Origin of the sequence: Caballeronia sp. GAWG2-1 (assembly GCF_023631405.1) — a bacterium.
GTDB lineage: Bacteria > Pseudomonadota > Gammaproteobacteria > Burkholderiales > Burkholderiaceae > Caballeronia.
Genome location: NZ_JALQDD010000006.1, coordinates 233,899 through 255,607, shown reverse-complemented (window position 1 = coordinate 255,607; position 21,709 = coordinate 233,899). Strand labels below are relative to the sequence as shown.

Annotated in this window: 17 protein-coding genes; 13 read left to right on the top strand and 4 right to left on the bottom strand. The window is 63.5% G+C overall.

The window, feature by feature from the left end; translation table 11 throughout:
- The first annotated feature begins 95 nt into the window (after window positions 1–95).
- The 5 genes from trxB to NCR98_RS03535 all read left to right on the top strand — a co-directional run bounded on the left by trxB (window position 96) and on the right by NCR98_RS03535 (window position 3,940).
- A complete protein-coding gene (gene trxB, locus NCR98_RS03555; protein ID WP_250463652.1) occupies window positions 96–1,091 on the top strand; it encodes a thioredoxin-disulfide reductase in 996 nt (331 codons plus the stop codon).
- A 227-nt stretch (window positions 1,092–1,318) separates the two neighbouring features.
- Complete coding sequence (locus tag NCR98_RS03550; protein WP_250525526.1) at window positions 1,319–2,110, top strand: Smr/MutS family protein; 792 nt, start codon at window positions 1,319–1,321, stop codon at window positions 2,108–2,110.
- 3 nt (window positions 2,111–2,113) lie between these two features.
- Window positions 2,114–2,734: a trimeric intracellular cation channel family protein gene (locus tag NCR98_RS03545; protein WP_250525525.1), complete on the top strand. Its 621-nt coding sequence runs from the start codon at window positions 2,114–2,116 to the stop codon at window positions 2,732–2,734.
- A 171-nt stretch (window positions 2,735–2,905) separates the two neighbouring features.
- Window positions 2,906–3,559, top strand: a complete 654-nt coding sequence (locus NCR98_RS03540; protein WP_244827322.1) for a protein-L-isoaspartate O-methyltransferase family protein — start codon at window positions 2,906–2,908, stop codon at window positions 3,557–3,559.
- 57 nt (window positions 3,560–3,616) lie between these two features.
- Window positions 3,617–3,940 carry a rhodanese-like domain-containing protein gene (locus tag NCR98_RS03535; RefSeq protein ID WP_250525524.1) on the top strand — a complete coding sequence of 108 codons (324 nt, stop codon included), beginning with the start codon at window positions 3,617–3,619 and terminating at the stop codon, window positions 3,938–3,940.
- A gap of 91 nt (window positions 3,941–4,031) precedes the next feature.
- On the opposite strand, the gene NCR98_RS03530 is transcribed toward NCR98_RS03535, so the two are convergent.
- Genes NCR98_RS03530 through hemC form a run of 3 tightly spaced genes read right to left on the bottom strand, consistent with a single transcriptional unit; the run spans window position 4,032 to window position 8,340 of the window.
- Window positions 4,032–5,225 carry a heme biosynthesis protein HemY gene (locus NCR98_RS03530; RefSeq protein WP_244827980.1) on the bottom strand — a complete coding sequence of 398 codons (1,194 nt, stop codon included), beginning with the start codon at window positions 5,223–5,225 and terminating at the stop codon, window positions 4,032–4,034.
- Entirely contained in the window at window positions 5,225–7,294 is a 2,070-nt protein-coding gene (gene hemDX, locus NCR98_RS03525) for a fused uroporphyrinogen-III synthase HemD/membrane protein HemX (RefSeq protein WP_250525523.1), read from the bottom strand. The genes NCR98_RS03530 and hemDX overlap by 1 nt, the downstream gene beginning before the upstream one ends.
- Window positions 7,294–8,340, bottom strand: coding sequence for a hydroxymethylbilane synthase (hemC, locus tag NCR98_RS03520; RefSeq protein ID WP_244827319.1), 1,047 nt, complete (start codon window positions 8,338–8,340; stop codon window positions 7,294–7,296). Before hemC ends, hemDX begins: the two co-directional genes overlap by 1 nt.
- 272 nt (window positions 8,341–8,612) lie before the next feature.
- Here hemC and ppc point away from each other — a divergent pair, with 272 nt between their 5' ends.
- The gene (gene ppc / locus NCR98_RS03515; RefSeq protein ID WP_250525522.1) at window positions 8,613–11,693 is read left to right on the top strand and encodes a phosphoenolpyruvate carboxylase; all 3,081 of its coding nucleotides are present in this window, start codon (window positions 8,613–8,615) and stop codon (window positions 11,691–11,693) included.
- A 104-nt stretch (window positions 11,694–11,797) separates the two neighbouring features.
- On the opposite strand, the gene NCR98_RS03510 is transcribed toward ppc, so the two are convergent.
- Complete coding sequence (locus tag NCR98_RS03510; protein WP_250463642.1) at window positions 11,798–12,562, bottom strand: class I SAM-dependent methyltransferase; 765 nt, start codon at window positions 12,560–12,562, stop codon at window positions 11,798–11,800.
- A gap of 134 nt (window positions 12,563–12,696) precedes the next feature.
- Here NCR98_RS03510 and NCR98_RS03505 point away from each other — a divergent pair, with 134 nt between their 5' ends.
- The 7 genes from NCR98_RS03505 to NCR98_RS03470 all read left to right on the top strand — a co-directional run bounded on the left by NCR98_RS03505 (window position 12,697) and on the right by NCR98_RS03470 (window position 21,709).
- The gene (locus tag NCR98_RS03505; protein ID WP_250525521.1) at window positions 12,697–13,509 is read left to right on the top strand and encodes a helix-turn-helix transcriptional regulator; all 813 of its coding nucleotides are present in this window, start codon (window positions 12,697–12,699) and stop codon (window positions 13,507–13,509) included.
- A gap of 86 nt (window positions 13,510–13,595) precedes the next feature.
- On the top strand, window positions 13,596–15,002 hold the full coding sequence (gene argH / locus NCR98_RS03500; RefSeq protein ID WP_250525520.1) for an argininosuccinate lyase: 1,407 nt from the start codon (window positions 13,596–13,598) through the stop codon (window positions 15,000–15,002).
- Between the two features lie 215 nt (window positions 15,003–15,217).
- Complete coding sequence (locus tag NCR98_RS03495) at window positions 15,218–15,610, top strand: hypothetical protein (protein WP_250525519.1); 393 nt, start codon at window positions 15,218–15,220, stop codon at window positions 15,608–15,610.
- Window positions 15,611–16,168: 558 nt separating this feature from the next.
- Window positions 16,169–18,280: a glycosyl hydrolase family 18 protein gene (locus NCR98_RS03485; protein ID WP_502799707.1), complete on the top strand. Its 2,112-nt coding sequence runs from the start codon at window positions 16,169–16,171 to the stop codon at window positions 18,278–18,280.
- A 73-nt stretch (window positions 18,281–18,353) separates the two neighbouring features.
- Complete coding sequence (gene gspG / locus NCR98_RS03480; RefSeq protein WP_250463627.1) at window positions 18,354–18,839, top strand: type II secretion system major pseudopilin GspG; 486 nt, start codon at window positions 18,354–18,356, stop codon at window positions 18,837–18,839.
- Window positions 18,840–18,856: 17 nt separating this feature from the next.
- On the top strand, window positions 18,857–20,041 hold the full coding sequence (locus NCR98_RS03475; RefSeq protein ID WP_250508685.1) for a type II secretion system F family protein: 1,185 nt from the start codon (window positions 18,857–18,859) through the stop codon (window positions 20,039–20,041).
- A 3-nt stretch (window positions 20,042–20,044) separates the two neighbouring features.
- Entirely contained in the window at window positions 20,045–21,709 is a 1,665-nt protein-coding gene (locus NCR98_RS03470) for a GspE/PulE family protein (RefSeq protein ID WP_250491944.1), read from the top strand.

Sequence of the window (21,709 nt, the reverse complement as noted above, 5' to 3'; positions counted from 1 at the left end):
CTGCAATGCGCGTCGCGGTCATGAGCCGCTTCTCGCGCCGGGCGTCGAAGTTGCCGCGCCACAACCCGACGGCCATCAATAACGGACCAAACGCCATGTCATCGACCAAACACGCCAAAGTGCTGATTCTCGGTTCCGGCCCCGCCGGCTATTCGGCCGCCGTCTACGCCGCGCGCGCGAATCTGTCGCCGCTGCTCATCACCGGCTTAGCTCAAGGCGGTCAGTTGATGACCACCACCGACGTCGAAAACTGGCCGGGCGATCCCACGGGCGTGCAGGGTCCGGAACTCATGCAGCGCCTCGAAGAACACGCGCGCAACTTCAACACCGAGATCGTCTTCGATCACATCCATACGGCGAAGCTCAACGAGCGTCCGCTGCGGTTGATCGGCGACTCGGGCGAGTACACGTGCGACTCGCTCATCATCGCGACGGGCGCATCGGCGCAATATCTCGGCGATCCTTCCGAAGAAGCGTTCATGGGCAAGGGCGTGTCGGCGTGCGCTACCTGCGACGGCTTCTTCTATCGCAACGGCGAAGTGGCGGTGATCGGCGGCGGCAATACGGCGGTCGAGGAAGCCATTTACCTTGCGGGCATCGCGAAGAAGGTCACGGTGATCCATCGTCGCGACAAGTTCCGCGCCGAGCCCATTCTCATCGACCGCTTGCTGGCGAAGGAAAAGGAAGGCGTCGTCGATATCAAGTGGAACCACGTACTCGACGAAGTGCTCGGCGACGCGACCGGCGTGACCGGCCTGCGCGTGAAGAGCACCGAAACCGGCGATACCACCGATGTCAAGCTGCAAGGCGTGTTCGTCGCAATCGGTCACAAGCCGAACACCGATCTCTTCACCAACCAGCTCGAAATGAAGAACGGCTACATCATCACGAAGGGCGGCACGACGGGCGACGCAACGTCCACCAGCATCCCCGGCGTGTTCGCGGCGGGCGACGTGCAGGATCACGTGTATCGTCAGGCAATCACGAGCGCCGGAACCGGTTGTATGGCGGCGCTGGATGCGCAACGTTATCTGGAAACCATCGACGAAACGCCCACGCCGCACTCGATGAGCCACGAAAAGGATCGTTGAGCGACCGCGCGCGCGTCGGACCGTTAGAATGGTTGCCGGCGCGCAGCGTACTGCTCACTGAGTTCAGCCGCATCGAGGGTTGAACCAGACTGAAGAACGGGCCACGGTTCGCGCCGCCGGCCCGTTTTTATTTTCGCGAGCGCCGTTGCGTGCAGGTGCATGGCGCCGCGCGTGGCACAATCGGCGCGCTGCGTTTGACCGTCCCGCGCTTATCCGTTGGCCGAACGATGCCGAAAAACCAACCTCATCCGAACGAACCGAAACTGCGGCGCGCCGCCACGCCGCAAGTCAGCGCGCCTGTCGAAGCGAAACCCGTCGATGTCGCCGAAGCGGTGAAACGCGAAGGGCTCGCCGGACTCGGATCGCTGAAAAGCGCGTTGAAGGCGCAGGCGGAGAAGCGCGAGGCCGAACGCGTCGCCGCCGTACGTGCGGAACGCGAAACGTTGGCCGAGGCCGATGAGTTTCGCCGCGCCATCGGCGAAATCGAGCCATTGAAGACGCCGCCGCGCATCGCTATCGCCCGCGTGCCGCCGCCACCGCTTCCGCTGCAAAGCTGGCGCGACGAGGAAGCGGTGCTGCAGGAAGCGCTCTCCGACGAATACGACCCGGAAAGCCTGCTCGATATCGACGAGACGCTTTCCTACTGTCGTCCGGGCATCAGTCAGGAAGTCGTGAGAAAGTTGCGGCGCGGCGCGTGGATCGTTCAGGCGCAACTCGATCTGCACGGCATGCGCCGCGAGGAAGCGCGCGAGGCGCTTGCGGAGTTCATCCGCGAAGCCGTGAAGCGCGGGCTGCGCTGTCTGCGCGTGATTCACGGCAAGGGGCTCGGGTCCGTCGGCCGCGAGCCGGTGCTCAAAGGCAAGGTGCGCGCGTGGCTCGTGCAGAAGGTCGAAGTGATTGCGTTCTGTCAGGCGCGTCCGCACGATGGCGGCGCGGGCGCCGTGCTCGTGCTGCTGCAACCGGCGAGCGCGCCGCGACATCATCAACATCCACAAGACAAGAACCGCAAAGCGGGTTAGAACGTGCATCCCAGGCTGACTCTCGCCATTTCCATCATGGAGGCGTTCGCGATTTTCGCGTATGCGTTCTCCGGTCTCATCGAGGCGCGCAAGCGCCGGCTCGACGCCGTCGGCGCCTTTCTCGTCGCCCTCGCCACGGCTTTCGGCGGCGGCACCGTGCGCGACGTGCTGCTGTCACGCCGGCCGTTTTATTGGGTCGAGCATCAGGAATACGTGTTCGTCATCTTCGCGATGGCGATTTTCGCGCCCTTCTTTCTACGCGTGACGACGCGTCTGTTCGATCAGCGCGCGCTCCTCATCACCGATGCGATCGGCCTCGGACTCTTCAGCGTCTCGGGCACTTCCATCGCGCTCGATGCGCAAATGCCCGTTTTCACCGCGACGATGATGGGCGTTACCACCGGCGTGTTCGGCGGCATCATGCGCGACGTGCTGTGCAACGAGATTCCGCTGATCCTGCGCGATTCACGGCCGTACGCAGTGTGCGCGTTCGCGGGCTGCTGGATATATATCGGGCTCGAACAGCTTCAAGTGGACACGATCTACAACGTGCTGCTGTCTACGGCTTTCATTCTGGTCGCGCGGCTCGTCACCTTCAAATTCGATACCCGACTGCCGCATTAGTCGAACTGCATGAGCCGAGCCGCACTGGCTGCGCGCGAACGGGCGGGAAAACCCGTCTATTTGCTACAATCGCACAGTTTTCCAACCCGCCTGAAGCTGCCTGAAAGTCTGACCCGGCGGCCTTCGCGGCTACCCTTCTTGCAGAACGACGCACAACGACGCACAACGAACATGAACATCGAGCAAGCGCGTTTCAACATGATCGAGCAGCAGATTCGTCCTTGGGAAGTGCTGGACCAGGAGATTCTGAATTTGCTGTCGCTCATCAAGCGCGAGAACTTCGTTCCCGCCGCGTACCGCAATATCGCTTTCGCGGACCTCGAAATTCCGCTTCCCGGCGGCGAGCGCATGCTGTCGCCAAAGGTCGAGGCGCGGGTTCTGCAAGAACTGGCCATTCACAAGGGTGAGACGGTGCTGGAAATCGGCGCGGGCTCGGGCTATATGGCGGCGCTCCTCGCGCATCGCGGCCGCAGCGTGACCACGGTTGAAATCTCGCCGGAACTCGCCGAGTTCGCGAAGCAGAATCTCGCGGCGAACGGTGTGTCGAACGCGCATGTGGTTCACGGCGACGGCGCGCGGGGCTTGGCCGACGGCGCGCCTTATGACGTGATCTGCGTTTCGGGCGGCATGCCGGTCATGCCGCAGGAATTGCTCGAACAGTTGAAAGTGGGCGGGCGTATCGCCGCTTTCGTCGGCACGGCGCCGGTCATGAAGGCGCAGATCATCACGCGGGTCGACGAAAAGCAATTCCGCGTGTCCGATGTTTTCGAAACGCTCGTCGCGCCGCTGCAAAACGCGGTGCATCCTTCGCTATTCAGGTTCTGATTTGGTGCGTTCGGGCCGGGCGCCGCCCGGCTTTCGCCATCGTCCTTACTCGATTCCATGCAAAATCTGACCGCACCCGAACTCGCCGCGTGGCTTGCCGACACCTCGCGCCCCGCTCCCGTTTTGCTCGACGTGCGCGAGCCGTGGGAAGTGCAGACCGCGAAGCTCGACAAGATCGTGTCGATTCCCATGCGCGACATCCCCGCGCGTAGCGAAGAACTCGACGACGACGCACAGATCGTCTGCATCTGCCACCACGGTGCGCGCAGCGCGCAGGTCGGCATGTATCTGGAGTCGCGCGGCTTCACGAACGTGTTCAATCTGTACGGCGGCATCGACGCGTGGTCGCGTCAGGTCGATCCTTCGGTGCCAACGTATTGAATCGAGCCTGAATCTGAGCCTTCAGGCCAGCCAACGAAAAAGCCGCATGCGTTTGAAGCGCATGCGGCTTTTTTGTGCCGAAACGAAAGCGTCACACCACGTTCATTGCCAGCGCGCTTGCGCGATAATGCTCCGCGGCCTTTTCGGTATCGCCGAGTTGCTCGTGCAGACGCGCCAGCGCGCGATGCGTCCGAATACGCAACGGCTCGTCTTCAGCCAGCTTCAGCGCCGATTCGAGAAACGCCTGCGCCTTGCCCCACAATTGCTGATGCAGGCACAGACGACCGAGCGTGAAAAGCAGGTCGGCGTCTTCGGTGCGTTCCTTTTGCCAGGCTTCGGCGCGCTGAATGAGCGGCAAGGCGTCGCCCCCGACGATGCAATCCGGATAACGCCGCAACAACCGCGCATCCCAGTTCACGGCAAGCGCGTCTTCGATAATCTTCTTCGCTTCCGCCCGACGATCCAGCGCGATCAGCAGTTCGGCGGCGAGATCGGCGAGACGCGGCGACTGACGCTCTACCGGCGACAATGATTGCCACAGTTCGAGCAGCGCATCCGGATTATGCCGGCGATCGCGCAGCAGGTTTTCCGCCGCGACTTGCCGCAGCCGCACGGCGACCGCGGGATGCAGCGCCTCGCGCTTTTCCAGCATGCGCACGAGCTTCAGCACTTCGCCCCAGTTCTTCAACTGCTGCTGGGCGCGCAACGCGATCTGCTGCGCATGGATGCGCCGCCCGCCCTGCGCCTGGATCTCGGTCAGCGCGACGAGCGCGCCGTCCGCGTCGCGGCCATCGGCGCGCATGTCGGCGGTGGCCATCAGGCGCGCGTCCTGCCAGTCCGCGCCGCCGACTTGCGCGAGCCACTCGTCGCGACGCGCGTATTCATGCAGCCGATGCGCCGCGTTCGCGCCGATCAAGCCCGCCGCGCCCTTGTTGTCCTCGACACTCAACGCATCGCGCGCGGCTTTCTCGGCCTTCGAGAAGCGGCCCGCGTACAGATGGCCGATCGCATCGCGCAAGGACGCGTTCGCCTTCGCAAGCTTGCTGCGCGTGCGATACGCCGCCACGCGCGACGGCATCTTCCACACGCCGCGGATCGCGCGGATCAGCGCATAGAGCGCGAGAAACAGCACGACCAGCGCCACGACAAACAGATTGAGCGACATGTCGATGCGATATGGCGGCAGCACGAGCAAAATCTGCCCGCCATTGAAGCCGCCGACCGTCGCGATGATCGCCGCAACGACGAACAACAGCGCAATCCAGATGAGTCCACGAATCGTCATCATCCGCCTCGCTTGAACTGGTGCACGGCGGCGAGGCTCGCGTCCAGGTTCGGCACGGCGACGGCCATCGACGCCTGATCGACCTGCTTCACGAGATCGCGCACGGCTTGAACCGCTTTCGACGAGGGATCGAAGTAGCGGGCAAGCGCGGCATCGGCGGCTTTCAGGTCGGACTTGAGCGTAGGCTCACTGCGCGAAAGCAGCGAAAGACGCGCGGACAACAGACGCAGCTTCACGTTCTGGCGCACGAAGTAACCCTGATCCGGCGACGTGAGCATGGCGTCCGCATTGTCGATACGCCGCACCGACACGAGACTCGACAACTGCTGCCCGATGCCGCTCGTGATCTGATACCACAGCACCTTCCAGCGCGGCACGCCGGTCGCCGCAGCAATCGACGCGCTGTCACCCGGTTCTGACGCGCGAGCGCGCGCCGGATCGATCGGCGCTTCGCCGGACAGCGGCAAACTATCGATGCGGTCGATCGCCGTATCGAGCTTGATCGCGAGACCCGTGAGGTCGGTGGTCGGCGTGGCCTTGAGCTTGTCCATGTCCTGCGCGACGGCCTTGCGGATCGCCACGACCTGCGGACCGTTCGTGGCGGCCAACCGCGTGTCGGCGCTTTGCAGCGCGAAGAGCGCGAGTTGCACGTTGCCGGTCAATTGCAATTGCTGGCTTGCGCTCGACAGAATCTGCTCGACTTCGGCAACCGTCCAGTCGTCGCGATTGCTCGCGAGGTCCTGATACTGCTGCTGCAACGCCTGGCTGTGCGCCTCGGCGTCATTGAGCTTGCCCTGCAACTGAATGACCTGCGTATTGAGCGCGGCGGTCGAACTCGCGGCTTCGTCGGCCTTGGCGCGCAGTTGCGCGTCTTGCGCGTTGGCCTCTTCGACGCGCTGTGCGAGCGCCTGGTTATTGCGTTCGAACTTGCGGTTGAGCGCATAGCCGCCCGCGCCCGCAGCAATCGCGAGGATAACGATGACGAACCACAACAACACCGTGCCCGCGCCGCCGCGCCGCTTCTGCTGCTCGTAGGGCGTGAAAGGCGTATTGGGCGGAGGCGGTGGCACGTTGGGCTGAGGTGAAGCTTTGTTGGAATCGTTCGAATCAGTCATGCGTGATTGAGCCGTTTGGTGGGCCGGCGCGGCGGCCGGTTGCGTGTCCGGCGATGCATCCGCCGGTGCGGGCTTCGCGTGCGATTCACGTGCTTGATTGGTGTGAGGTTCAGCCTGAATTCCAGCCGATTTGCGCGGGTAAAGCGCATCGACTGCCTGCACGATGCGCTCGTCGCCGGCGCCGGACACCGTCATCCTATCAAAACCCGCTTGCCGCGCGGCCTGCTCGATACGCGGATGCGGGCAGATCACCTGCGCGTGCCGCAGCCGCGTGATCTCGTCGTCGGTGAGATGTTCGCGCGCGAGCTCGTCGAGATTGCGCACGCCTTCGGAACTCGTCAGCAGCCACGCGTGCGGATTGCCCGCGAGCAGCGTGTGGATGCGCTCCCACTTGTGCATGGACGGTTCGGGCAGCACGCGGCGATACGCCGCCGCCTTCTCCACTTGCGCGCCCGCTTCGGTGAGGCGCTCGGCGAGCCACTCGCGCCCGCCATCGCCACGCACGATCAGCACGCGCTTGCCTTCCAGACCGTTCTCGCCGAGCGTGGCTTCGATTGCCGTGTAGAGCGCTTCGGAATCGAAACGCGGATCGGCTTCTTCCGCCGACGGACTGATCACGCGATACGCCGGCGCGCTCACGCCTTGCCGCGCCAGCGCAGCGACGCTGCCCGGACCCACGACGGCCACCGGCACATCCACAGGCCACGGCGCGAAAAGACGGCTGAACGCATGATCGATCGCATTCGGCGAGACGAAAACCACGAGCGCGTAACGTTGCGGCCCGTAGAGTTCGTCGAGGGCCGCGCGCAAAGGAGCGTCGTCGGCGACGGGCGCGATGTCGATGAGCGGAAACTCGAGCGTCTCGAAACCGGCATCGGCGAGAAGCGCGATGAGCGCAGCCGATTGTCCCGCAGGCCGCGTGACGACGATGGTGGCGCGACGCTCGCTCGCCATCAGTGCTTGCCCGCCGTCGAAGGCGGGATCAGGTCGGGATTGGCCGCGTCGTTGCCGGGGCTTCGGTTCGGCCCGTCCGGGTGGCTGATGGTGGTCAGCGCATTGACGATCTCCATGGCGCCCTGCGCTTCGAGATCCGCCGATACGCGCAAACCCAGTTCGAGCGCGGCGGCGAGATCGGGCGTGGCGATGCGTTCCTCCGCGTTCAAGACGCGCGTGCCATCCGGCGTCGAGACCGCGCCGCGCAAGTACAGCGAATCGTTCTCCCAATGCGCGTAAGCGGCCAACGGCACTTCACAGCTGCCACCAAGCGCACGCGACACGGCGCGCTCCGCTTCGACGGCAAGCGCGGTCGCTTCGTGATGCAAGGGCGCGAGCCACGCGACGAGATCGGCGCGATCCGCACGAATCTCGATGCCGAGCGCACCCTGCCCCGCCGCCGGCAGACTGTCGGTTTCATCCAGATACGCGCGGATGCGTCCTTCGAGACCAAGCCGTATCAGACCGGCCGCCGCGAGAATGATGGCCGCGTATTCGCCGCGATCCAGCTTGCCAAGGCGCGTGTCGAGATTGCCGCGCAGCGGCCGCACTTCGAGATGCGGATAGCGCGCGCGGATCATGGCTTCGCGGCGCAGGCTCGAGGTTCCGACCACGCTGCCCGCCGGCAAGGCAGCGAGCGAATCGAAGTGCGAAGAGACGAACGCATCGCGCGGATCTTCACGTTCGAGAATCGCGCTGAGTGCGAAGCCTTCGGGGAGTTGCATCGGCACGTCTTTGAGCGAATGAACCGCGAGATCGGCGCGGCCGTCGGCGAGCGCGGCTTCCAGTTCCTTGACGAACAAACCCTTGCCGCCGACCTTCGATAACGTGCGATCGAGAATCTGATCGCCGCGCGTCGTCATTCCGAGAATTTTGACGTCGCAAGATGGATATAATTTGTGCAGCGCACACTGCACGTGCTCGGCTTGCCACATCGCCAGCCGGCTTTCCCGCGAAACGATTGTGAGGCTCGCGGGCGGTGTCGTTGAATGCGTCTCGGAATTCATTGAAGCTCGATCGAATGACGGGATGGATAAATAGACATTAGCTAACAATGGTAGCACGCAGGCCAGGGTCGACCTGAAGACACGCGGCGCGCCAGAGCCTTAGTCCGCGCGCCTTTCGAAGCGTTCAGCACGCGTTCCGGTAGCGGAAGGCAAAGCGGCTGCGGCGCGGTTGCGGCAGCTTCGCGCCGCACCTCGCGCGGCTGTGCAGAACTCGTTTCGTCGGTGATTTCGTCGCGTTACCCTGACTGCGCAGCTTCTGAGGAGAACCCGACGTGACGACTTCCGGATCGGCCCGCCCCGCGCGCCGCAACGCTCTATCGCCTGACTCTTCCGCCGACGCATCGAGCGCGGCCCATGCAACCGGCGCCTCATCGTCAGCGATGCCAACGTCAGCGACGCCAATCATTCGCACGACGAAAGCGGCCACTGCCGTGAAGGCATCGAAGGCGAGCGTGGCTCCAAAGGCCGCGCCGGTTCCCAAGAAGGCGAGCGTCAAAACGGCCATCAATGGCGCCGAACGGCCGAAGCCGACCAGCCGCACGCGCGACGACAAGGACCGTCCGCTCTTCGAAGACATCCGCTATCTTGGCCGCCTGCTCGGCGACGTGTTGCGCGAACAGGAAGGCGACGCCGTCTTCGACCTCGTCGAAGCCATTCGTCAGACCGCCGTCAAATTTCGCCGCGAGGACGACAACGAAGCGTCGCAAGCGCTGGAAAAGCGTCTGCGTGCTTTATCGCCGGAACAGACGGTCAGCGTGGTGCGCGCATTCAGCTATTTCTCGCATCTGGCGAATATCGCGGAAGACCGGCATCACAATCGGCGGCGGCGGATTCACGCGCTCGCCGGTTCGACTTCGCAGCCGGGCACCATCGCCTACGCCATCGAGCGCATGCGCGAGCAGTCCAACGTCAGCAAAACACGCAAGGTGCTGGAAAAGTTCTTCGATGCCGCGCTCATCGTGCCCGTGCTCACCGCGCATCCGACGGAAGTGTCGCGAAAGAGCATTCTCGATGCGCAACACGACATCGCGCGCCTGCTTGCCGAACGCGATCAGGAACTGACAGCGCGCGAACGCGCGCACAACGAAGCCGTCCTGCGGGCGCGCGTGACCTCGCTCTGGCAAACGCGCATGTTGCGCGAGTCGCGCCTTTCGGTCGCCGATGAAATCGAGAACGCGCTTTCGTACTATCGCGCGACTTTTCTGGAGGAAATTCCCGCGCTTTACGCCGATATCGAGGAAGCGCTCGCTGAACACGGCCTGCCCGCGCGGCTGCCGCCGTTCTTCCAGATGGGAAGCTGGATTGGCGGCGACCGCGACGGCAATCCGAACGTCACCGCCGCCACGCTGGAAAACGCCATCACGCGGCAAGCGACGGTCATCTTCGAACACTATCTGGAACAGGTGCACAAGCTCGGCGCGGAGTTGTCCGTGTCGAATCTGCTCGCCGGATCGAGCGAAGCCTTGCAGGCGCTCGCGGAAGCCTCGCCGGACCAGTCGCCGCATCGCACGGACGAACCATATAGGCGCGCGCTGATCGGCATCTATACGCGGATCGCGGCGAGCGCGCGCGTGCGGCTGGGTGAAGGCGTGGTCGCGGTGCGCAGCGCGGGACGCGGCGCGGCGCCAATTCGCGCGACGCCTTATGGCGATAGCTCGGAATTCACGCGCGATCTTCATGTGCTGATCGACTCGCTCGCGCAACATCATGGCGGCTCGCTTGCGCTGCTGCGGCTCGCGCCGCTCACGCGCGCTTCGGAAGTGTTCGGCTTTCACCTGGCGAGCATCGACTTGCGGCAGAGCTCGGATATCCACGAAGCGGTGATCGCGGAGTTGCTTTCGCGCGCGGGCGTCGAGGCCGACTATGCGGCGCTTTTCGAGGAAGACAAGCGCGCCGTGTTGCTCAGGGAACTTGCGCAGCCGCGTCCGCTGCGTCTTCCTTATGCCGATTACTCCGATCTCGCGAAGAGCGAACTCGGCGTGCTCGAAGGCGCACGCGTGACGCGCGAGAAGTTCGGCAAGCGCGCGGTGCGCAACTACATCATCTCGCACACGGAGACCGTGAGCGACTTGCTCGAAGTCATGTTGCTGCAGAAGGAAACCGGCGTGCTGCACGGTTGCCTCGGCAGCAAGGACAATCCCGCGCGCGATGGCGTGATGGTGATTCCGCTCTTCGAGACCATCGCCGACTTGCGCAATGCGCCGGTCATCATGGGCGAGTTCTTCAAGCTGCCGGGCATCGACGCGCTCATCGAAAATCAGGGCAACGAGCAGGAAGTCATGCTCGGCTATTCGGACAGCAACAAGGACGGCGGCTTCTTGACGTCCAACTGGGAGCTGTATCGCGCGGAACTGGCGCTCGTCGCGCTGTTCAAGCAACGCGGCACGACCTTGCGTCTGTTCCACGGCCGGGGCGGCACGGTGGGACGCGGCGGCGGCCCGACCTATCAGGCGATTCTGTCGCAGCCGCCCGGCACGGTCGATGGGCAAATCCGTCTCACCGAGCAAGGCGAAGTCATTTCGAGTAAGTTCGGCAATCCGGAAATCGGGCGGCGCAATCTGGAAACGGTGGTGGCGGCGACGCTCGAGGCATCGCTTCTGCCGCACGAGAACGCGCCCGCGCAATTGCCGCTATTCGAAGCGACGATGCAAACGCTCTCCGATTCCGCGATGGCCGCGTACCGCGCGCTCGTGTACGAAACTCCCGGCTTCACCGATTACTTCTTCGCCTCGACGCCGATCGCCGAGATTGCCGAACTGAACATCGGCAGCCGGCCGGCATCGCGCAAGCTGCAGGACCCGAAGCAACGCAAGATCGAAGATTTGCGCGCCATTCCGTGGGGCTTTTCGTGGGGCCAATGCCGCCTGCTGCTGACGGGCTGGTTCGGCTTCGGCAGCGCGGTGACGGCTTATCTCGATTCGGCCGACTCGGACGCGGAACGCGCGAAGCGCCTCGGCACCTTGCGCAAGATGCACAAGACGTGGCCGTTCTTCACGAATCTGCTTTCGAACATGGATATGGTGCTCGCGAAGACCGATCTCGCGGTGGCGTCGCGTTATGCGCAGCTCGTCGCGGACAAGAAGCTCAGGAAGCGCGTGTTCGATCGCATCGTCGCGGAGCACGAGCGGACCGGCAACGTGCTCGCGGAAATCACCGGCAAGGGCGAGCGCCTCGCTGACAATCCGCTGCTCGCGCGCTCGATCAAGAACCGTTTTCCGTACCTCGATCCGCTCAATCACTTGCAGGTGGAACTGCTCAAGCGGCATCGCGCGGGCGATCAAAACGTGCGGCTGCGGCGCGGGATTCATTTGACGATCAACGGGATTGCGGCGGGCCTGCGTAATACGGGTTGATCGATGCGCCCCGCAACGGGCATTGCATCTTTCACGTGCCACGAATCACGCCATATGTTCGTGGCACGTTTGTTTAAGTAGCCCTTGCGGCATTCGAGCGGCGCTCAGTCGCGCCGCTTGCCTTCGATCATCAACGCATCCAGCTCGAACGAGAAGTCGTCGCCGGCCTTGAAGTATTCGCGCACTTCGTCGGGCGCGGCGGCCCACATCGATTTGATCGCCGTCACGCGTTCGGGCGGCGTTCTCATGCGTGTCACCCACGAATCGAATTCCAGGCCGATACGCCAGCGCTCGGTCACGTTCGCGTCGAAGCCGGCGGTATCGAGCATGGCGATCCACTCGTCGGCGCGATAGTCGCGGATATGCGATGCATCGCGCAACAGTTCGATTGCCTGAATGTGCGTGTCGTACAGCGGATCGTCGGCGCCCGCGATATCGATGAATTTCAGCCGGCCGCCCGGCTTGAGCACGCGCCGCACTTCGGCCAGCGCGCGCGGCACGTCGCGCCAGTGATGCGCGCTCATGCGGCTCACCACCCAGTCGAACGAGGCGTCGGCGAATGGCAGCGACTCGGCGGCGCCCTGTTGCGTGCGGATCGTGGCAAGGCCGCGTTCCTTCGCGGCGGCATCGACCGTGGCGAGCATTTGCGGGGCGATGTCGTACGCCACGACCTCGCGCACGTGCGGCGCCACCGCGAAACTCGCGTGACCCGCGCCGCATCCCATGTCCAGCACGGTCGCGTTGCCGCACGTCGCGGCAAAAGTCGCGGCGAGATTTTGCAGATCGGCGCCGCTCGCGTGAACCTGGCTCGTGAGATAGGCGGCGGCGGTGCTGCCGAACGCATCGGCTACCTGGTCGTGGTGTTTCATCGGTATGGCTCCGGAATGTTCTTGGGGACGCCGGGCGGTTCCTGAGCCGCCCGGCCTGCCGCTACAATAGAGCCCGCCTTGTACCAGTACAAGTGGACTGTTTATTCTGGTATCGACATTACCCGCCACGCCTCATGAAAACGATCCCGAAGACCGAATCCAGAGAAGCTGTCGATATCCCCGCACGCGCGCTCGGCGAATTCATCCGGGCGCATCGTGAACGGCTTTCGCCGCAGTCCGTCGGTTTGCCGCCGGGGCCGCGCCGCCGCACGCCGGGGCTGCGCCGCGAGGAAGTCGCCGCGTTGTGCGGCGTCAGCCCGACCTGGTACACGTGGATCGAGCAGGGCCGGCCGGTTTCCGCCTCGGCGGATGCGCTCGCGCGTATCGCCGTCGCATTGCAGTTGTCGCGGGCCGAACGCGCGTATCTCTTCGAACTGGCCGAGGAACGCGATCCCGCCGAGCCCGATCCCACCGCGCAGGACGTGCCCGCCGCGCTCTTGCAGAGCGTCGGGCTGATCGGCGCGCCGGCCTACGTGCTCGACCGCCAGTGGAATGCGCTGCGCTGGAACGCGCACGCGTCGGAACTGTTCGTCGGCTGGCTCGATGGCGAACACGACCGCAACTTGCTCGCCTACACGTTCACCTCGCCGGTGGCGCGCGCGTTGATCGTCGATTGGGACACGCGCGCGCGCCGTCTTGCCGCCGAGTTTCGCGCCGATTCCATCCGTCACCTCAACGACGCGCCCACGCGCACGCTGATCGACACGCTCGGCGCCGCCAGCGATGCCTTCGCGCGCTACTGGGCGTCGCAGGACGTGTTCGAGCGCGAAGGCGGCGAACGCGCGTTCGATCACCCGTCGCGCGGACGACTCGTGTTCAACCAGATCACCTTCAAGCCCGCGCATCGCGAAGATCTGAAGCTCGTGATCCTCGTCGGCAACGACTGAGGCAGCAGGCGCCGAATGTTAAAATCTTCGACTTCCGGCTTGCCGCTTTAGCCGCCTCATTCGCCTCAACCGCCAATCACATCACCATGACGTCCCAACTGCACAAAAAAGGCGAAGCCTGGTCGGCTCGCTTCTCCGAGCCCATGTCGGATCTCGTCAAACGCTATACGTCGTCGGTGTTCTTCGACAAGCGGCTCGCTCTCGTCGACATTCAAGGCTCGCTCGCGCACGCGTCGATGCTTGCGGCGCAGAAGATCATCGGCGCGGACGACCTTGCCGCCATCGAGCGCGGCATGGCGCAGATCAAGGGCGAAATCGAGCGCGGCGAGTTCGAGTGGAAGCTGGACCTGGAAGACGTGCACCTGAACATCGAGGCGCGGCTGACCGCGTTGATCGGCGACGCCGGCAAGCGCCTGCACACCGGCCGCTCGCGCAACGATCAGGTCGCAACCGACATTCGCCTGTGGCTGCGCGGCGAGATCGACCGTATCGGTGAACTGTTGAAGGACCTGCGAAGCGCGCTCATCGACATGGCCGAGAAGCACGCCGACACCATCATGCCGGGCTTCACGCATTTGCAGGTGGCGCAGCCCGTGACCTTCGGGCATCACCTGCTCGCTTATGTCGAAATGTTCTCGCGCGACGCCGAGCGCATGCGCGACTGCCGCACGCGCGTGAACCGCCTGCCGTTGGGTGCGGCGGCGCTCGCGGGCACGAGTTATCCGATCGACCGTCACGCGGTGGCGAAGACGCTCGGCTTCGATGGCATCTGCGCGAATTCGCTCGATGCCGTCTCCGACCGCGACTTCGCCATCGAATTCACGGCGGCCGCCGCGCTCGTCATGACGCACGTCTCGCGCTTTTCCGAAGAACTCGTGTTGTGGATGAGTCCGCGCGTCGGTTTCATCGATCTCGCGGATCGTTTCTGCACCGGCTCGTCGATCATGCCGCAAAAGAAAAACCCCGACGTGCCCGAGCTCGCGCGCGGCAAGACAGGCCGCGTGAACGGTCATTTGATGGCGCTGCTCACGCTGATGAAAGGCCAGCCCCTCGCTTATAACAAGGACAATCAGGAAGACAAGGAGCCGCTTTTCGATACCGTCGATACGGTCGCCGACACATTGCGCATTTTCGCGGAAATGGCGGCGGGCATTACCGTCAAGCCGCAGGCCATGCGCGCGGCCGCGCTGCAAGGTTTCTCGACGGCCACCGATCTCGCGGACTATCTCGTGAAGCGTGGCCTGCCCTTTCGCGACGCACACGAAGCCGTGGCGCATGCGGTGCGCATCTGCGTGGATCGCGAATGCGATATCGCCGATTTGTCGCTCGATGAAATGAAGCAGGAACTGGCGAACGTCGCGCATCTGATTGGCGACGATGTCTTCGAATATCTCACGCTCGAAGGTTCGGTCGCGAGCCGCGATCATGCGGGCGGCACCGCGCCGGATCAGGTGCGTGCGGCCGCCAAGGCGGCGCGTGCGGCGCTTGGCTGATCGAGCCGGACCATGCTTCGAATCGGACCCATTCGTGGGTCCATTTTTTTTGGAACGCCGGTTTTTATCACGCCGTGCGAAACACTGCATGGTTCAAATGCACGCATGAAATGGGAGCGAACCTATCCGCCTTGGCGTAGCCCGCAAGCATGATGAGAGACACTTTTTTGCCTTCGGGAATCATCATGCACAAGCGCAATTTTCGCAGTACCGCATTGGCTGCGCTCGTTGCGGCGGAAGCGCTTTCCGGCACGTCCGCCTCATATGCCGAGCGCAAAAGCTCACAACTAGAAGTCACGTTGACCATCCACAATGCCTGCTCGATCGTCAGCGGTTCGGAAACGGCAGATCCGATTGAGATGCTTTCCGGTGCGAATGCCCGAACGTCCATCAAGGTGGATTGCACGGGAAAACAAACGCCCTACGGCGTTTCCGTCATGAGCGAACTGCATGCAAGCACCGCCGTCTCCGGGCAAGCAACAGCACAGGCCGCGACTGCCGCTTACGGCGATGCTCGAAAGACGATCGGCGTTGCCGCGGAACCGCAATCGTCGGCGATAAACTCCGAGACCACGCCGTTGGTCAAGTTCGTGACCGTCGAGTTTTGATATTCGCGGGGCGCCAATCTACGCACGACACGACTTGCAAGGCAACGCTCGATTCATTGGAAAGCGATGCAATGCAGGTCGAGTGTTTTGCCCTTCACGCTTCAGATGCCCAACAATCCCGATTTGAATTCACAAAGATAAAACGACGGGTCTCGGGTGTTCATCCCACTTCACCACATCTGCTTCATCGTCTTCCCGACTGAAGGCATCTGCTGAACGGTGCAGCTTTCTTTGTAACGCAAGCATCGCCATGATTCGAGATTGCATTCGCAGTTTCGCCTGGATCGTTCGTATTTGCTTCGCTTCTCTCAACGAGTTCCTTGAACGAATCGACGTCATTCTCACAAGAAAAAAACGTCAAGGAAAACATGCTCCGTCTACCCTTAAAAATTTTTCCGTAGGAAACCTAATATCCGATTTTCGGCTTGCCTCGCCTTGGTCGCTGGATTATCAATGATCGCACAAGCCCTATAAGAGAGGGTTTGACGACAGTTCAGTCAGCGCAAATGAGTCGCGGATCGAAACGAACCAAACAAACCGAGTAAGGAGGCCGTTCTCATGAATCGCCTTGGCATGAAGTCGAAGACTACTGCGCTGACGCTGGCTGCGCTCGTCGCTTATTCAATCAATGCGTTGGGCGCCGAATGGCAGGAAGGTGCGACCTACGCGGCGGGCGCGACCGTCACCTACAACGGGCGCACATACCAGGCTCTTCAGGCGCATACGGCTTATCCAGGCGCTGGGTGGACTCCGGCCAGCACGCCGACCTTATGGCGCGATGTGAGCGCGGCTACGCCTACGCCAGCACCATCGCCCACGCCTGCGCCGACACCCGCTCCGACTCCTGCGCCAACTCCCGTACCAACCCCGACGCCGACTCCAACGCCAACACCCTCTCCCACTCCGACACCTTCGGCTTGCTTCGCTGCGTGGTCGGCATCGCAGGTTTATGCACAGACAGGTACGCGCGTCACGGCCAATGGACGCAATTACAGAAACAAGTGGTGGACCCAAGGCGACAACCCGACGCAGTCCGGACAATACGGCGTATGGGAAGACATAGGCGCATGCTCGGGAAGTCCGACGCCGACACCGGCGCCAACGCCAGTTCCAACGCCAACACCAACGCCGGTTCCGACTCCAACGCCAACACCAACACCGGTTCCGACTCCAACGCCGACACCGACACCGACACCAACGCCGGTTCCAACACCAGCACCAACACCGGTCCCGACTCCTACGCCGGCACCCGTGCCGACACCGGTCCCGACGCCTACGCCGGCACCTACGCCGGCACCTACGCCTACACCCACGCCAGCACCAACGCCCGCCCCCGCTCCCGCCGGCGCGCGTGAAGTCGGCGCGTACTTCGCGCAATGGGGAATCTACGACCGCAACTACAAGGTCAAGGATGTCGACACATCGGGCTCGGCGAAGTTGCTCACGTTTATCAACTACGCATTCGGCAACGTTTATCAAAAGAACGGCGGCTACGAGTGCGGCATCATCAACAAGGCAGAACCGGGTGCGACCAACGAGAACGCCCCGGACGCAGGCACCGGCGGCGATGCCTGGGCCGACTATCAAAAAGGCTTCTCGGCGAACGAATCGGTCAACGGCAAGAGCGATGCATGGGACTGGCCCTATGGCGATCCACGTCAGGGCAAGTCCGGTCCGCTCAAGGGTAACTTCAATCAGCTCAAGCTATTGAAGGACAAGTACCCCAATGTGCGCATGATCATTTCGCTCGGCGGATGGACCTGGTCGAAGTGGTTCAGCAAGGCCAGCGCTACCGATGCGCTGCGCAAGCAGCTCGTCTCGTCGTGCATCGATGTCTATATCAAGGGCAACGTGCCCTTCGATGCTGCCTCGAACGCGGGCGGAGATGGCGTCGCAGCGAACGTGTTCGACGGCATCGACATCGACTGGGAATTTCCCGGCGGCGGCGGTCAGCCCTACAACACGTACGACGTCAAGGACAAGGAGAACTACACGCTTCTCCTGACGGAATTCCGCAAGCAACTCGACGCCATGGGCGCGCAAAACGGCAAACGCTATCTGCTGACGGTCGCCATCGGCGCGGGTGGCGACAAGATCGCCAGCACCAACCCGGGCGACTACAGCAAGCCGCTCGACTGGATCAACGTGATGACTTACGACTATCACGGCGGATGGGAAAGCACCGGCCCGACGGACTTCCAGTCGCATTTGTATCCGGACCCGGCCAGCCCGAACATGGCGGGCGCTCCCGGCAACACCTATTACACCGATGCCGCCATCCAGGCCTTGCTGAAAGCGGGAGTGCCGTCGTCGAAGATCGTTCTCGGCATTCCGTTGTATGGGCGCGGCTGGACCGGCGTCACGCCGGGACCGAAGGGAGACGGGCTCTATCAGAAAGCCACCAAGACAGCGCCCGGGAAGTACGAGGCCGGCATCCAGGACTACCGGCTCTTGAAGAGCGCCGCAGGCACGGTGTACGAGCATCCGGTGACGAAGCAGTCGTACAAGTTCGACGGCACGACTTTCTGGTCCTACGACTCGCCCACCACGATCCGCGTCAAGAACGCCTACGTGAAGCAGTTCAGTCTGCGCGGTGTCTTCGGCTGGGAGCTGGACGGCGACGCCGCCAACGCGGAACTGCTGAGCGTCATGAGCGAAGTCAACAAGTGATCGGCCGCGCGACTGCGCCCGGTGCGTGACGCCGGGCGCAGACGATGCGCAGTGCAATGAATCGGGGGCAGCCATGCAGGATCGATTGACGAATGCCGCGTTCTCGACGGCCGCTGTGTCGAAAACGAAACTCTCCCGGCACAATCTCGGCTGGCGCGGGCGCGGCTTTACCTTGCTCGAGTTGCTGGTGGTGCTGCTCATCATCGCGCTCCTGGCGGGCTATGTCGGCCCGAAGCTCTTCGGTGAAGTCGGCAAGGCGCGCTCCAAGACAGCGGCGACGCAGATCAAGGGTATCGAAGACGCGCTCGATCGATACCGTCTGGACACCGGCCACTTTCCCGGCACCGACGCCGGACTTCAGGCGTTGATGAGCAACGTCGGCAACACCTCGGGCTGGGAAGGTCCGTACATGAGCAGCGCCATTCCGAACGATCCGTGGGGCAAGCCGTACGTCTACCGCTCGCCCGGCGAGAACGGCAAGGACTACGACCTCATGACCTACGGCGCCGACGGCAAGCCCGGCGGTTCGGGCGAGGACGCGGACATCATCGGCAAATGATGGATTCGGCGGCAGTCATGCGATATCGCGTGCGGGTCGAGTCCGACGGCGGCCAGCAGGAACTGGAGCTCGATGCAGCGGACGAAACGCAACTTCGGCAGAACATGGCCGACATGGGTTTGTCGCTGATCGAAGCGACACCCGTGGAAAAGAAGTCGCGCGGTCTCTCGTTGCGCAAGCCCGTATTCGAGCGCGCGCTCTTTACGCAGGAACTGATCGCGCTTCTGGAAGCGGGCCTGAGTCTCGTCGAAACGGTCGAGACGTTGCGCGACAAAAGCAAGGAAGGCCTCAACCGGACGGTGCTGCAAGGCATCGTCACCGCGCTTTACGAAGGCGAGCCGTTGTCGCGGGCGCTCGAGCGTCAAACCGAACATTTCCCGCCGCTGTATGTCGCGACCGTGGCATCGGCGGAACAGACGGGGCATCTTTCCGAGGCGCTCAAGCGCTATCACCACTACGACGCGCGGCTCGCGGCGGTGCGCAAGAAAGTGGTGTCGGCCATGGTGTATCCGTCCATCGTGATCGCCACGGGCGCGTTCATCATCCTGTTCCTCGCGTTCTACGTGATTCCGAAGTTCAGCCAGGTGTTCGCGTCGATGAAAGACATTCCCTTCTCCGCCCGCATGATGCTCGCCTGGGGCAACCTCGTCGCCGAGCACGGCGGCGTGCTGCTCGCGGGCATCGTGGCCGCGCTCGCCGGCGCGATCATGGCGCTGCGCAACGAGAAGGTGCGCGGCAGATTGTTCGGCGCGGTGCTGCGCCTGCCCAAGCTCGCTGATTACCAACGGCTCTTCGCCCTGACACGGTTTTACCGGACGCTCGGCCTGTTGCTCGCGGGCGGCATGTCGATGGTCGCGGCGCTCGAACTCTCCGCGCAACTGCTGCCTTCGCTGATGCAGTCCGCGCTTGCGCGCGCGCTCGACGAAGTGCGCGCGGGCAAGTCGCTGTCCGGCGCGTTGCCGGCCGCGAATCTCACGACGCCGGTGGCCGAGCGGCTGATCCGCGTCGGCGAGCAGAGCGGCGAGCTGGCCGGCATGGTGACGCGCTCGGCCGAATTCTGCGACGAGGAACTCGACCGCGCGATCGACACGCTGATGCGCGTGGTCGAGCCGGTGCTGATGCTGGTGGTGGGCGGCATCGTCGGGACGATCATCTTTCTGCTCTATATGCCGATTTTTCAGTTGGCCGGAAGCGTGGGATAAGACATGGAACAGACCACCGATACGCCCGCGAAGGCGAACCCCGTGCGCGACCCGCGCCCGAAGCAGCAGCAGTTCTGGGACGAAGCGGAACACGACGGCGCCGACTATCTGAAGAAGGTCACGCAGACCATCGGCCTGCGCGGCTTCGACGCCACCGCGCTCGAAACGCTCGAACCGCGCTTCGACCTCCTGCCGTTCGGCGAAGCCATGTCGCGCCGCTGCCTGCTTGCCGCCGACAGCGACGCGCGCCTGTGGTTCGTGCTTGCCGATCCATTCGATCCGCCGCTGCGTGCCTGGGCGATGCAGCGCGTTAAGAAGCCATTCGCGTTCGCCTTCTGCGTGCCGGGCGAGCTCATGGCGTACCTCGCGCTGCACGAGTCCGCGCATCAGGCGCTCACGCAGGTCAATGTCGACAGCAAGACCGGCAACGCCGCCGCGGCGGGCGTGGAGATCACGCTCGCCACGCTTTCGGCGGACGTGCATCCCGTCATCCGGCTCGTGAATTCGTCGCTGTACGACGCGCTCAGGGCGCGCGCCTCGGACATCCATATCGAGAGCACCGCGACGGGCCTCGTCATCAAATACCGCATCGACGGCGTGCTGCAGGAAACGGCGTCCGCGCCCGGCACCGATGTCGCGGAGCAAGTGCTCTCGCGGCTCAAGGTCATGGCGGAGCTCGATATCGGCGAGCGGCGCATTCCGCAAGACGGCCGCTTCAAGGCGTTCATCAATCAGCGCGAGATCGATTTTCGTGTGTCGATCATGCCGTCGATTCACGGCGAGGACGCGGTGCTGCGCGTGCTCGACAAGCAGCGCGGCGATGCAAACAGCACGACGCTGCGTCTGGACGGACTCGGACACGACCCGGACACGGTAGCGTCGATTCGCTCGATCGCGCGCGAGCCCTACGGCCTGTTGCTCGTGACGGGCCCGACCGGTTCGGGCAAGTCGACCACACTCTACGCCACGCTCACCGAAATCAACACGGGCGACGAGAAGATCATCACGATCGAAGACCCCGTCGAATACGAACTCGCGGGCGTGCTGCAGATTCCGATCAACGACAAGAAAGGACTCACCTTCGCGCGCGGCCTGCGTTCGATCTTGCGGCACGATCCCGACAAGATTCTCGTGGGCGAGATCCGCGACGGCGAAACCGCTGGCATCGCCGTGCAGGCCGCGCTCACGGGACACCTGGTCCTGACCTCGGTGCACGCGAACAATGTGTTCTCCGTGCTGGATCGCTTCCTTCACATGGGCGTCGACATGCACAGCTTCGTCGATGCGCTGCTCGGCGCCGTCGCGCAACGGCTCATGCGCAAGAACTGTCCGCATTGCGTGCGCGACGACGAGGTGCCCGACGACGCCACGCTGCTTGCCTCCGCGCTCACGCGCGAGCAGGTCGCGCATTGGCGCTTTCGCCGTGGCGCGGGCTGCGAGGCATGTCGCCGGACGGGCTATCTCGGGCGTCAGCCGATTGCGGAAGTGCTGCGCATGAACGACGCGATCAAGCAGTGCTTCGTGGAACGGCGGCCGTTGATCGAACTGAAGCAACTCGCGAATCGAAGCGGTTTCGTGCCGATTCGCCAGATCGCCCTGCGCGCGGTCGCGGATGGCCGCACGACGCTCGCGGAAGTCAATCGCGTCACGATCGTCGAACCGGCCTAG